Here is a 13,872-nt window from a genome sequence, read left to right on the forward strand (position 1 = left end):
GGCACGCCGCCTCCGAATGATTCTTCGACATCTATTTCGCACGCGAAATACATTCCGGACTATATTTCGCATACGAAATAACTCCCGGAACGAGGACGGTCATGACTGCCCAACCCATCGAGTTCTCCGCCATCGACGGTTATCCGCTGCGCGGCACGCTGTGGACGCCCGACGCCGAACCGCGCGCGCTGGTGCTGATCCATCCGGCGACGGCGGTGCCGGAGCGGCTGTACGCCGGCTTCGCGCGCTTCCTGACGGGGCGCGGCTTTGCGGCGCTGACCTACAACTATCGCGGCATCCATGCGTCACGGCCCGCGCGGCTGGGCGCGCTGCAGGCCAGCATGCGCGACTGGATGGAACTCGACGTGGGCGCGGCGACCGCCTGGGCGCGGCAGGCGTACGACGGGTTGCCGCTGCTGGCGGTCGGCCATAGCGTCGGAGGGCATGCGATCGGGCTCTCCGCCGGCACGGTGCACCTGCGCGCGGCCGTGCTCGTCGCGGCGCACGCGGGCAGCACGCGGCTGATCGCGAGCGCGGCCGAACGCCTGAAGGTGCGGCTGATCCTGCGCGTGCTCGGCCCGCTGATGTCCGCGGTGCTCGGCTACGTGCCCGGCAAGCGGCTCGGACTGGGCGAGGACTTGCCGGCCGGGGTGTTCCGAGAATGGAGCCGCTGGACGACGCTGCCGCGTTATTTCTTCGATGATCCGGCGCTCGGCGCCGCCGAACGCTACGCGAAACAACGGCTGCCGATCCTCGCGCTGGGCTTCGACGACGATCCGTGGGCGAATCCCGTCGCGATCGACCTGCTGGTAAGCTACTTCACCGGCGCAGCGGTCGAACGCCGCCAGGTCGATCCGCACGCGGCGGGCACCGGCCCGGTCGGGCACATGGGCTTCTTCCGCAGCCGGCCCGGCTCGGTGCTGTGGCCAGGCATCGCCGACTGGCTCGCGCAGGCGCTCGACACGCCGCGCCAAGCGAGCCGCCCCTCCCTTTCCATTGCTGTCGGGAACCCAGCTTGAGCGAACGACGACGACTGTTTTTCCTGTTGAACCTTGGCCAGCGACGCGTGCAGCGCTGGGTCGACCGCAAGGCGGAAACCGACACGCGCGCGAGCGCCGCGCAGGCCGGCGTGCTGTTCTTTCTCGACAAGCAGGACGGCGCGCTGATCGGCGAAGTCGGCGCGGCGCTGCAGCTCGCGCCCTCCGCGATGACCGGCCTCGCCGACCGGATGGCGAAAGCCGGACTGATCGCGCGCCACGCCGATTCGGACGACGGCCGCGCGACCCGCCTGTTCCTGACCGATGCGGGCCAGTCGGCGCTCAAGCATGCGCGCGTGGTGCTGCGCGAACTGAACGCGAAACTGTGCGACGGGTTTTCCGACGCAGAACTCGATGTCGTCGCACGCTGGCTGCAGGCGTTGCAGGAACGGTTTACGCCGGAACGCTGAGCGGGCGCTTCACCGTCGATCCGTCGACCCGGTGGCCGCGCGCGTCGCGCCACCGCGGGCATCGCGTCACCGCATGTCGGTCAGCACGATGCGCCCGTCCACCTTGCCTTCGCGCAGCTTCGCGAGCACGTCGTTGATGTTGCCGAGCCGGTCGCGATGGATATGCGCGCGCACGAGGCCGTCGGCCGCGAAATCGAGCGATTCCTGCAGGTCGCGCCGCGTGCCGACGATCGAGCCGCGCACGGTGATACCGTTCAGCACCGTCGAGAAGATTGGCAACGGAAAATCGCCGGGCGGCAACCCGTTGAGCGCAACCGTGCCGCCGCGCCGCACCATCCCGAGCGCCTGCGCAAACGCGCCGCGCGACACCGCCGTGACGAGCACGCCGTGCGCGCCGCCGATTTCCTTCTGGATCACCTTCGCGGGATCGTCGATCGATGCGTCGATCGTCAGTTGCGCGCCGAGTTGCCGCGCGAGCGCGAGCTTGTCCGGCGAAATGTCGATCGCCGCAACGTGCAGGCCCATCGCGCGCGCGTATTGCACCGCCACGTGCCCGAGCCCGCCGATCCCCGAGATCGCGATCCACTGGCCGGGGCGCGTATCGGTCACGCGAATGCCCTTGTAGACGGTCACGCCCGCGCACAGGATCGGCGCGATCTCGTCGAACGCGACCTGCGCCGGCAGATGGCCGACGTAGTCGGGATCGGCCAGCACGTATTCCGCGTAGCTGCCGTTCACCGAATAGCCGGTGTTCTGCTGGCCATGGCACAGCGTTTCCCAGCCCGTGTGGCAGTACTCGCAATGGCCGCAGGCCGTGTAGAGCCACGGCACGCCGACGCGATCGCCCTCGCGCACGTGCGTGACGCCCGCACCGACGGCCGCGACGATGCCCACGCCTTCATGGCCCGGAATGAACGGCAGCGACGGTTTGACGGGCCAGTCGCCGTCGGCCGCGTGCAGATCGGTATGGCAGACGCCCGATGCCTTGATGTTGACGAGAATCTGGCCGGGGCCCGGCACCGGCACGGGCACTTCCTCGATGCGCAACGGTTCGCCGAAGGCGTGCACCACGGCCGCTTTCATGGTTTGCGTCATGCGTCGCTCCTGTCTGGTCGATGAGCGACCCAGTATCCGGTTTCGGAATCGGAGCACGTTGATACGCATCAACGCGATGCGCGCTATCCGGCGATCGCGGCTGCATCATCGCGTCGCACGGCGGCACGGCGGCACGGCGGCACAGCACGATCGGGCGCGCCGCTTCGCTCGACGCCGCGCCGGCCGGACTCGCGAACGATCATCGGCCAGCGGGCCGCCCGCTTCAGCCGATATTTCGACGATCCGACGGAAACCGTACGAATCGCCGACATTCGGCTTGGAATTCGAAATGATATAACATATCATTTCGTGTGCTCGTCCACCTGACGCCGTTACTCCCAGGTGCTCGAGTCTCGCCGAGCCATATCCCAACGGGTCACTGCGCGTCGCCGACGCAACAATATATCGTATCCAATGGTGACCCGCATCGCTCGTTATCCGATTCCAACCGATTCACCGACCATGCGCGACCTCCCTCGTCTACCGCTTCGCCCGCTTTCGTCCCTTTCGCTGATGCTGTTCGCCGCCGTCGCACAAGCGCAGACCGATGCGCCCGCCGCATCGGGCACCGCTTCGGCCGCCCCGCTCGCGCCGATCTTCGTGACCGCGAACCCGCTCGGCGACACCGAACTGATCGCGCCGACCGTCCAGCTTTCCGGCGACGCGCTCACGCGCCGCCAGGCCGACTCGCTCGGCGAAACGCTCAACGGGCTGCCCGGCGTATCGACCACCACCTACGGGCCGATGGTCGGCCGCCCGATCATTCGCGGGATGGACGGCGACCGGATCCGGCTGCTGCAGAACGGCGTCGCGGCCTACGACGCGTCCTCGCTGTCGTACGACCACGCCGTGCCGCAGGACCCGCTGTCGATCGAGCGTGTCGAGATCGTGCGCGGCCCGGCCGCGCTGCTGTACGGCGGCAACGCGGTGGGCGGCGTCGTCAACACGATCGACAACCGGATTCCGCGCGAAGCGATCGAAGGCGTGACGGGTGCGCTCGACGCGCGCTACGGCGGCGCGAACTCCGTGCGCGCGGGCGCCGCGCAAGTCGAAGGCGGCAACGGCCGCTTCGCATTCCATGTCGACGCGTTCGATCGCGAGACGAGCAAGCTGCGGATTCCCGGCTACGCGCGCAGCAGCACGCAACGCGCGATCGACGGCCCCGACACGCCGCAGCCGTACGGCAGCGTGCCGAACAGCGACGGCCGCGTGCACGGCGGCGCGCTCGGCGCGTCGTACACGTGGGCGGACGGCTTCGCGGGCCTGTCGTACAGCGGCTACGAATCGAACTACGGCTCCGTCGCGGAGAGCGACGTGCGCCTGCGGATGCGCCAGGAGCGCCTCGCGTTCGCGTCCGAGGTGCGCAACCTGAGCGGGCCGTTCACGAAGCTGAAATTCGACTTCGCGTACACCGACTACCGTCACAAGGAAGTCGACAACGGCGAGACGGCGACCACCTTCCGCAACCGCGGTTACGAGGCGCGCATCGAGGCGCGGCATCGCAAGATCGGCCCGTTCGAAGGCGCGATCGGCGTGCAGTTCGGCCAGAACACGTTCTCCGCGCTCGGCGACGAGATGCTCGTGCCGTCCACGCGCACGAACAGCGTCGCGCTGTTCGGCCTCGAGGAATGGCAGGTCGTCCCGGCGCTGAAGCTGAGCCTCGGCGGGCGCTTCGAACATGTGAAGGTCGATCCCGATCCGGCCGGCGTCGAGAAATTCGCGGGCGCGCAGCCGCGCGATTTCAACGCGGGCAGCCTGTCGGCCGGCGCGCTGTTCACGTTGACGCCGGTGTGGTCGGTCGCGGCGAACGTCGCGTACACCGAACGCGCGCCGACCTTCTACGAGCTGTACTCGAACGGCCCGCACGACGCGACCGGCCAGTTCCTGATCGGCAACCCGAACGCGTCGAAGGAAAAGGCCGTGTCGACCGACCTGTCACTGCGCTACGCGAGCGGCCCGAACCGCGGCAGCGTCGGCGTGTTCTACAACCGCTTCTCGAACTACCTGACCGAGTACAACACGGGCCGCGTCGTGAACGACGACGGCGAGCCCGTCGCGCCCGGCACCGACGGTTCGCTCAACGAGGCGATCTATCGCGGCGTGCGCGCCGAGTTCTACGGCGTCGAGCTCGACGGCAAATGGCGCGCCTTCTCGCGGCGCGGCCATACGGTCGACCTGGAGCTGACGGCCGACTACACGCACGCGCGCAACGTCGACACGGGCCAGCCGCTGCCGCGCATCGCGCCGCTGCGTGCGACGCTCGCGGCCGATTACGGCTACGGCCCGTTCGGTGCGCGCGCGCAGGTCACGCATGCGTGGTCGCAGCATCGCGTGCCCGACAACGACTTCTCGACGGACGGCTACACGTCGCTCGGCGTGATGCTGACCTACAAGTTCCGCGTCGGCGCCACGCGCTGGCTCGCCTACCTGCGCGGCGACAACCTGACGAACCAGGAAATCCGCTACGCCACCTCGGTCGTGCGCGGCTTTGCACCGGAAGGCGGCCGCAGCGTGATGGCCGGTTTGCGCACCACGTTCTGACCCTGTCTCACTGCTCGCGGCGCCCGCCGCGAGCCTGTCCGGCGCGACGACTTCCGCGCCGGATTTTTCCTGATCCGCCATTGCCGTCCATTTCGCGGCACATGCCGATCACGGCATCGACTCCCTCCCCATATTCCCCCGCCAACGAAATTCCGTTATTCATCCATAAATCGCAAGAAAATCATCAGACAATTATTATCAAATAGACGGTTTTAGATTTCACCAATAAAACCGGTTTCAAATTCCGCTTATGAACGCTTGAATCACGGGTAATCCCGGGCTTTTGATCCAAATCAAGAACGCCCACCTGACAAGGCTTTCATCGCTAAAAAAACTAATATCAGGGTTTTCGAAGGGTAAAGAATCATCCCGTATACCCGTTAATGCCGGCACGAGCCCGTATCTGGTCGAACAATAAATTCAATTTGCCAACCACACGCGCAGAGGCACAACGTGAAAATCGCCAGAATGAGCATCAAAACTAAGCTGCTGGGCGGCTTCGGCTTGCTCGCCGCAGTCGTCGTGATCGTGTCGGGCATGGCCCTCAAGGCACTGTCCGATACCAACGCCGAGTTTTCCCGCTACATGAACGGCATCAACGCGCGCGCGAATCTGTCCGCGCAAATCCGCACCGCGGTCGACCGGCGAGCGATCGCCGCGCGCAATCTCGTGCTCGTCACCAAACCGTCCGACGTCGAGCTCGAACTGGCCGAAGTGAACCAGGCGCACAAGGACGTGCAGGAACGTCTCGCGAAGCTCAAGGACATGATGGCGAACGCGACCGACACGTCCGATCGCGCACGCGAACTGGTGGGCGACATCGTGCGTATCGAAGGCAGCTACGGGCCCGTCGCGCTGCGCATCGTCGGGCTTGCGCAGGCCGGCAAGAAGGACGAGGCCACCGCCGACATCGATGCGAATTGCCGTCCGCTGCTCGCGCAGCTGGTGCGCGCGACCGACGCGTACGCGGCCTACACGCATGAACGCGAACTCGCGATCGCGCAGGAATTCACGGATCGCTACGTGATGGAGCGCAACCTGCTGGCCGGCATCTGCCTGATCGCCGTCGCGGTCGCCGTCTGTGGCGGCCTGTGGCTCACACGCAAGATCACGGTGCCGATCGGCGCGGCGGTGGACGTCGCGCGCACGGTGGCGAACGGCGATCTCGGCAGCCGCATCCAGGTGAACGGCAACGACGAGACGCGCGATCTGCTCGAAGCATTGCGAACGATGAACGAGCGGCTGATCGGCATCGTCGGCCGTGTGCGCGATTCGTCGAACAGCATCGCGCATGCGGTGGGCGAGATCGCGTCGGGCAACCTCGACCTGAGCCAGCGCACCGAGGAACAGGCCGCGTCGCTGCAGGAAACCGCCGCGACGATGGAAGAATTCACGTCGACGGTACGGCTGAACGCAGAGAACGCGCAACAGGCGAGCACGCTCGCCGCGAACGCGTCGGATGTGGCGCAGCGCGGCAGCTCGGTGGTCGGCCGCGTGGTCGACACGATGACGGAGATCGGTCACAGCTCGTCGAAGATCGCCGACATCACGGGCATCATCGAAGGCATCGCGTTCCAGACCAACATCCTCGCGCTGAACGCGGCCGTCGAAGCGGCGCGCGCGGGCGAACAGGGCCGCGGCTTCGCGGTCGTCGCGAGCGAGGTGCGCAGTCTCGCGCAGCGCTCGTCGACGGCGGCGAAGGAAATCAAGGAACTGATCTCCGCATCGGTGCAGACGATCCAGGACGGCTCGGCGCTCGCGGGCGAAGCCGGCAAGACGATGTCCGACGTCACGCAGGCCGTCGCGCGCGTGACGGACATCATGGGCGAGATCGCGGCGGCATCGGCCGAGCAGAGCCGCGGCATCGACCAGGTGAACCTGACGATCACGCAAATGGACGAGACGACCCAGCAGAACGCGGCGCTCGTCGAACAGGCCGCGGCCGCATCGAAATCGCTCGAGGCGCAGGGCCGCGAGCTTTCCGAAACGGTCTCCGCGTTCCGGATGCCGTCCGGCGCGCACACGACGTCGCCGGGCACGCATGCGCAGGAAGCCGATACGCGTCACTGGCAGCCGGCCACCGCATAACGGCGACGACGATGCGCACGCTGCTTCGCTTGCCCGCCTGCATCGCGCTTGCGCGCACCGCGCGATGCGCGGCCGCGCGCGGCACGCGGTGCGGCTGCGCATCGTCCCTCTCCTGCGGACTCGGCGCGCGCACACGACATCGCGCAACACCGATTCGCGTCGTGCGTTCGCGGCACGCTTGCATGTAGGTCGCGCATCGGCGTAGCTGCATCGAAGGTCGTCACCGTCGTCGCCACCGTCGATCGGCGCGACATCGTGCCGATGCGTATTCGCGCACGCACGACTGTCTGAACAAGTCCCGCTATCCACCACCGCGCACTACGCACGCCACCTTTGCAGCGCCGCGCAAATTCCGATCCCGCCCGCGCCTCGCACGCCGCCGCGCCGATGTCACGGCTGTCACGCCGCATTCATACCCGCTTCGTTCGCCGCTGCAGACTTTTAAATCGAACGAATGACGAGTATCCTAAAAAAAGCACTCCCCGTTCGAACGGCGAATCGCGTGCCCCTGATTCCCGTCCGATCGCATTGCGGCCCCATCGCATCGCGCGCAGCGCGTCGATGGCGGCGTCCGCTTCGCGCCGCCGGCCGCACCCTTCCCCCAACAATCGTCAGGAGAGCTGGTGAGCCGACTCGTCGTCGTATCCAATCGCATTGCAGATCCCCGTAAAGCCGCGGCCGGTGGCCTTGCCGTTGCCGTGAAGGACAGCCTGCAGGAAACCGGCGGCGTCTGGTTCGGCTGGAGCGGCAGGCTACGCGGCGGCGACGATCAGCCGTCGCATGGCGACGAGGTCCAGATCCAGAACGTCGGTGGCATCCAGCTCGCGACCATCGATCTCGATCCGCAGGATTACGACGCGTATTACCTCGGTTATTCGAACAACGTGCTGTGGCCGGTGTTTCACTACCGGCTCGATCTCGCCCAGTTCGACCGGCGTTTCGCCGACGGCTACCGGCGCGTGAACCAGCTGTTCGCGCGCAAGCTGCGCACGCTGCTGCGCCCCGACGACACCATCTGGGTCCACGACTACCAACTGATTCCGCTCGCCGCCGAACTGCGCGCGATGGGCTGCACGAATCCGATCGGCTTCTTCCTGCACATCCCGATGCCGCCGCCGCCGATCATGGCCGCGATCCCCGAACACGAATGGCTGATGCGCTCGCTGTTCGCGTACGACCTGGTCGGCTTCCAGACCGAATCGGACCTGCTGCACTTCGAGCATTACGTCGAAGCGGAAGCCGGCGCCGCGCGGCTGCAGGACGGCCGCCTGCGCGCGTTCGGCCGCACGCTGTCGGCCGGTGCGTTCCCGATCGGCATCAACGTCGACGAGTTCGAATCGCTCGCGCGCGATCGCGACGGCATCGACATGTTCGAGCGGATGCGCGACGAATATTCGCGCCGCCAGTTGCTCGTCGGTGTCGACCGGCTCGACTACACGAAGGGGCTGCCGCAGCGCGTGCATGCGTTCCGCGAGTTGCTCGAACAGTATCCGGAGAACCGCGATCGCGCGACGCTGATCCAGATCGCCGCGCCGAGCCGCGAGGATCTCGGCGCGTACGACGACCTGCGGCGCGAGATGGACAGCCTGTGCGGCGCGATCAACGGCGACTACGGTGAACTCGAATGGATGCCGATGCGCTACATCCACCGCACCGTCGCGCGCAAGCGCTTGCCGGGCCTCTACCGCGCGAGCCGCGTCGCGCTCGTCACGCCGCTGCGCGACGGGATGAACCTCGTGGCGAAGGAGTTCCTGGCCGCGCAGGACGCGGCCGATCCGGGCGTGCTCGTGCTGTCGCGTTTCGCGGGCGCGGCCGAGCAGTTGAAATCGGCGCTGCTCGTCAATCCGTACGAAACGCAAGGCACCGCGCAGGCGATCCAGCGCGCGCTCGCGATGCCGCTCGAGGAGCGCCGCCAGCGTCACGCGGCGCTGATGGCGATCGTGCGCAAGACCGACGTGCACTGGTGGCGCACGCGTTTTCTCGATGCGCTCGCCGAAGCAGCCGAAGTCGCCGCGGCCACCGCGCCCTGACGCGCTCGACGCACTCACTCATCCGTCGCCGCGCATTCGAGCGTCGCACCGTTCGCATCGCACACGTCGACCGCAATCGGGATGCCGGCGCGCAGGCTTTCGGCCACGACGCAATAGGCGTCGAACCGATCGAGCGCACGCGTCGCTGCCGCGAGATCGGCCCATGTTTTCCCGATCGACAGGCGCACGGCCATCGCGCCCACGCGCACCCTGCCCGCGTCGTTCTGCACCATGTCGACGTCGATGTGTGCGGTGACCGGCTGCGGATCGACACGCTGTTTTTTCAGCGCGAACAGCAAGCTCGCTGCCAGACAGCTCGCGACGGCCGCGGCCAGCAGACGGACCGGATTCGGCCCGCGACCGTCGCCGAGCGGTGGCGGTTCGTCGGTGAGCACCGGCGACAGCGTCGTGCCGGCAAATGCGACTTCGAAACAGAAACGCGCCTGTTGCGCGACATCGACCGATACGTGCGCCTCGCTCATGGCGACTCCGTGACTGGAAAACGGGAAAGGAGGCGCGGCGCCGGATCGGCGCGCGCCGGCCGCAGGCTCGCGGCGCGTTCAGCGATCGGGTTCGCGCGGCGGGCCGTACGCGACGAAATCGCGCTCGACCGCGGAGGCTTGCTCGGGCGCGATCGCGTCGCCGCGCGGGCCGGCTTCGTCGCCGGATGCCGCTGCTGCGGACGACGGTTCGATGCGCCCTTCGATCAGCGCCTGCAGCGCATCGCGTTCGAGCACCTCGCATTGCAGCAACCGTTGCGCGATGCGTTCGAGCGCATCGCGGCGTTCACCTAGTGTTGCCGCGACGCGTGCATGCGCGTCGGTCAGCAGCGTGTGGACCTCGTCGTCGATCATGCGCGAGGTATGCTCGCTGCAGCGGCCTTCGCCCGCACGCCACGCGCCGGGCATGCCCTGGCGCGCATCGCCGTCGTCGAACGTCACGAGCCCGATCTTCTCGCTCATCCCGTACTGCATGACCATGTGGCGCGCCATCGCGGTCGCGCGTTCGAGATCGTTCTGCGCGCCCGTCGACACGTCGCCGAACACGAGCTCTTCCGCGACACGCCCGCCGAGCAGCGCATCGATCCGGTCGAGCAGCTCGCTCCTGCGCAGCACGTAGCGATCCTCGGTCGGCACCTGCTGCGTGTAGCCGAGCGCGGCCACGCCGCGCGGAATGATCGACACCTTCTTCACCGGGTCGCAATGCGCGCGGCTTTCCGCGACGAGCGCGTGGCCGGCTTCGTGATACGCGATGGTCAGCTTCTCCTGCGCGTTCATCACGCGGCTCTTGCGCTCGAGGCCCGTCAACGCGCGATCGATCGCCTCGTCGAAATCGGCCATGCCGATCGCCGGCTTGCCGAGTTCGGCCGCATGCAGCGCGGCCTCGTTGACGACGTTCGCGAGATCCGCGCCGACGAAGCCCGGCGTGCGCGACGCGAGTTCGCCGAGATCGACGTCGGCCGCGAGCTTCACGCGCTTCACGTGCACGCCGAGGATCTGCCGGCGGCCGGTCACGTCGGGCCGGTCGATCGCGATGTGGCGATCGAAACGGCCCGGCCGCAGCAGCGCGGGATCGAGAATCTCGGGCCGGTTCGTCGCGGCCATGATGATGACGCCGGAGCCGGCCTGGAAGCCGTCCATCTCGACGAGCAACTGGTTGAGCGTCTGCTCGCGTTCGTCGTTGCCCGACATCGGGCCGACGCCGCGTACCTTGCCGAGCGCATCGAGCTCGTCGACGAACACGATGCACGGCGCCTTCTGCTGCGCCTGCTCGAACAGATCGCGCACGCGCGCGGCGCCGACGCCGACGAACATCTCGACGAACGCCGAGCCGCTGATCGAGAAGAACGGCACCGCCGCCTCGCCGGCCACCGCGCGTGCGAGCAGCGTCTTGCCCGTGCCCGGCGCGCCGACGACGAGCACGCCCTTCGGGATCTTGCCGCCGAGCCGCTGGTAGCGATCGGGGTTGCGCAGAAACGCGACGAGCTGCTGCAACTCGGCCTTCGCCTCGTCGATGCCCGCGATATCGTCGAACGTGATGCCGGTTTCCTGCTGCACGTACACGCGCGCGCGGCTCTTGCCCATCCCGGTGAAGTCCTGCAGCCCGCCGCGCCTTCGCAGCATCATGTTCCAGATGAACACGAACAGCACGAGCGGCAGCAGCCACGAAGCCAGCGACGCGATCCAGCTCGTGTCGGGCGTGCCGTGATAACGGATGCCGGCGGCGGTCAGCGTATCGGTGAGGCGATCGTCGCTCACGCGGTTGGTCGTGAAGCGCCACGGCGCGCCGGCCTGCTGCGCGACCGCCGCTTCGGACGCCGGCAGCATCGTGCCGGCCTGCGGCATCTTCAGCGTGCCCGTGATCGACGTGGGGCCGACTTCGAGATCGTCGACGAGGCGCGCGGCGACGAGCCGGTGGAAATCGCTGTAGGCAATCGACGTCGACGCCGGGTGAAGCATCAGCAACTGCGCAGCGAACAGCACGAAGAAGCCCGCCGCGATCAGCAATCCCGGGTAGTCGAATTTCCTGTCCATGGCATCGGGCCAGCCACACGCGCCGCGCGGTGCGCGCTCACGCGGGCACGCACGCGCGCTCGGCGCGCGGCATCGGCGGCCATGCGGAGGAAGCGGCATGCATCCGCGTCATCGTCGCCTCGTTTCGTTGCATCAATGACACGCCGCGACGGCGCCGTCGGCCGGCGCCGCCAGGCGATCCTCGCCCGGGCGGCACGCCGCGACGCGCCGCCCCTGAATCCAGTCTAGCTCGCGCACGGGCGTCCCGCATTGCCTGCCTCGCGCATCGAAATCGTCCGACAAACGCCTTTCATCGGCAGCCCTCGCCGCGTTATAGTCGCGTTCGTGACATTTTTGTGACAGTCGTGCCGCGCTGGCACGCGTGCGACACCGGCCGTTGCTTTCCGTCACGCGTCGCGGCAGCCGGTGCGGCGTCGCCGCGCATCGAACGACAACACCCACCCGCCCATTCGAGGAGCACACGACGTGAACGACACCCCCGATCGCCCCGACGACCTTCCTGCCGATCCCGACCGCCGCCGTGTGCTCGGCGGCCTCGCCGCGCTCGGTGCGGGTGTCGCGCTCACCGGTTGCGAAACGACGCAGCCGGCCGCGCCGCGTTCCGCCGCCGACTTGCGGCTCGACGAAGCCTTGCGCCAGCACGTGCGCCATATCGTGGTGATCTACGCGGAAAACCGCAGCTTCTCGAACCTGTACGGCGATTTCCCCGGCGTGCGCCATCCGCTGAGCGAGGTGCGGCCGGAACACGCGCAGCAGCTCGATCGCGACGGCAAGACGCCGCTGCCCGTGCTGCCGAAGATCTGGGGCGGGCTCGTGCCGCAGGCGCAGGAAGTGGACGGCAAGCGCTACGCGATCGCCGAGCGCGACATCGACAAGCTGCCGAACGCGCCGTTCCGGATCGCCGACGCGCAGGGCAAGCCGCTGCCGAACGGCGTCATCACGCGCGACCTGTGGCACCGCTTCTACCAGAACCAGATGCAGATCGCGGCCGGCCGCAACAACCAGTTCGCCGCGTGGGCCGATTCGGGCGGCCTCGTGATGGGCCATTACCGCAATTCGGCGGACACGCTGCGGCTGTGGAATCTCGCGCGGCAATACACGCTGTGCGACAACTTCTTCATGGCGGCCTTCGGCGGCTCGTGGATGAACCACATGTTCCTGATTTCGGCGCAGCCGCCGATGTATCCGGACGCGCACAAGCATCCGCACGCGGCCAAGCTGCTGTCGAAGGTCGAAGGCGACGATCCGGCCGGCACGCGCCTGAAGCTCGCCGACGATTCGCCCGCATCCGCGCTCGACGGCCCGCCGAAGTTCGCCGGCGACGGCCCACTGACGCCGGACGGCTACGGCGTGAACACGATGGCGCCGCCGTACCAGCCGAGCTACGTACCGCCGCCCGACCCGGGCAACGCCGCCTATGCGGACCCGGACGACCATCGCGTGATGCCGCCGCAGGGCTATGCGACGATCGGCGACCGCCTGTCGGAGAAGAACATCGACTGGGCGTGGTACAGCGGCGCGTGGCAGTACGCGCTCGAACATCGCGACACGGGCACCGTGCCGGATTTCCAGTACCACCACCAGCCGTTCAACTACTTCCGCAACTTCGCGCCGGGCACCGAAGCACGCCAGCGGCACCTGCGCGACGCAGGGCTCGGCGACGAACCGTCGACGAACCGCTTCATCGCCGACATCGACGCGGGCCGCCTGCCGGCCGTCACGTTCTACAAGCCGCAGGGCAACCTGAACATGCACGCGGGCTATGCCGACATCGAATCGGGCGACCGCCATATCGCGACCGTGATCGACCATATCCGGCGCGGGCCTCAATGGGCGAACACCGTGATCGTGATGACGCACGACGAGAACGGCGGCTGGTGGGACCACGTCGCGCCGCCGGTCGGCGATCGCTGGGGCCCGGGTTCGCGGATTCCGGCGCTCGTGATCTCGCCGTTCGCGAAGAAGGGTTTCGTCGATCACACGCTGTACGACACGAACTCGATCCTGCGCTTCATCAGCCGCGTGCACGGACTCGCGCCGCTCGACGGCGTGGCCGCGCGCAACAAGGCGTTCGCCGCGCGCGGCGAGACGCCGCCGGGCGATCTGACGAACGCGCTCGACCTCGGCTGACGGCGGG

At 67.8% G+C, this 13,872-nt stretch carries 9 protein-coding genes; 6 read left to right on the forward strand and 3 right to left on the reverse strand.

The genetic code is table 11. From position 1 onward, the window contains the following. The first annotated feature begins 101 nt into the window (after positions 1-101). Complete coding sequence (locus BBJ41_RS21035; RefSeq protein WP_069748253.1) at positions 102-1,019, forward strand: alpha/beta hydrolase family protein; 918 nt, start codon at positions 102-104, stop codon at positions 1,017-1,019. Then, positions 1,016-1,447 carry a MarR family winged helix-turn-helix transcriptional regulator gene (locus BBJ41_RS21040; RefSeq protein ID WP_069748254.1) on the forward strand — a complete coding sequence of 144 codons (432 nt, stop codon included), beginning with the start codon at positions 1,016-1,018 and terminating at the stop codon, positions 1,445-1,447. Before BBJ41_RS21035 ends, BBJ41_RS21040 begins: the two co-directional genes overlap by 4 nt. A 66-nt stretch (positions 1,448-1,513) precedes the next feature. On the opposite strand, the gene adhP is transcribed toward BBJ41_RS21040, so the two are convergent. After that, the gene (adhP, locus tag BBJ41_RS21045; protein ID WP_069748255.1) at positions 1,514-2,542 is read right to left on the reverse strand and encodes an alcohol dehydrogenase AdhP; all 1,029 of its coding nucleotides are present in this window, start codon (positions 2,540-2,542) and stop codon (positions 1,514-1,516) included. A 513-nt stretch (positions 2,543-3,055) separates the two neighbouring features. On the opposite strand from adhP, the gene BBJ41_RS21055 reads away from it, so the two are divergent. The 3 genes from BBJ41_RS21055 (at position 3,056) to otsA (ending at position 9,201) form a co-directional block, all read left to right on the forward strand. Next, positions 3,056-5,083, forward strand: coding sequence for a TonB-dependent receptor (locus BBJ41_RS21055; RefSeq protein WP_069748257.1), 2,028 nt, complete (start codon positions 3,056-3,058; stop codon positions 5,081-5,083). Positions 5,084-5,551: 468 nt separating this feature from the next. Beyond that, the gene (locus BBJ41_RS21060) at positions 5,552-7,171 is read left to right on the forward strand and encodes a methyl-accepting chemotaxis protein (RefSeq protein ID WP_083281932.1); all 1,620 of its coding nucleotides are present in this window, start codon (positions 5,552-5,554) and stop codon (positions 7,169-7,171) included. Positions 7,172-7,794: 623 nt separating this feature from the next. After that, complete coding sequence (otsA, locus tag BBJ41_RS21070; RefSeq protein ID WP_069748260.1) at positions 7,795-9,201, forward strand: alpha,alpha-trehalose-phosphate synthase (UDP-forming); 1,407 nt, start codon at positions 7,795-7,797, stop codon at positions 9,199-9,201. Between the two features lie 14 nt (positions 9,202-9,215). On the opposite strand, the gene BBJ41_RS21075 is transcribed toward otsA, so the two are convergent. Then, complete coding sequence (locus BBJ41_RS21075) at positions 9,216-9,683, reverse strand: OsmC family protein (protein WP_069748261.1); 468 nt, start codon at positions 9,681-9,683, stop codon at positions 9,216-9,218. Positions 9,684-9,761: 78 nt separating this feature from the next. Beyond that, positions 9,762-11,735, reverse strand: a complete 1,974-nt coding sequence (ftsH, locus tag BBJ41_RS21080; protein WP_069748262.1) for an ATP-dependent zinc metalloprotease FtsH — start codon at positions 11,733-11,735, stop codon at positions 9,762-9,764. 465 nt (positions 11,736-12,200) lie between these two features. Between ftsH and BBJ41_RS21085 the strand changes: the two genes are divergently transcribed. Continuing rightward, complete coding sequence (locus tag BBJ41_RS21085) at positions 12,201-13,865, forward strand: acid phosphatase (RefSeq protein WP_069748263.1); 1,665 nt, start codon at positions 12,201-12,203, stop codon at positions 13,863-13,865. Positions 13,866-13,872 lie beyond the last annotated feature (7 nt).

Source organism: Burkholderia stabilis, from assembly GCF_001742165.1.
Taxonomy (GTDB): Bacteria; Pseudomonadota; Gammaproteobacteria; order Burkholderiales; family Burkholderiaceae; genus Burkholderia; species Burkholderia stabilis.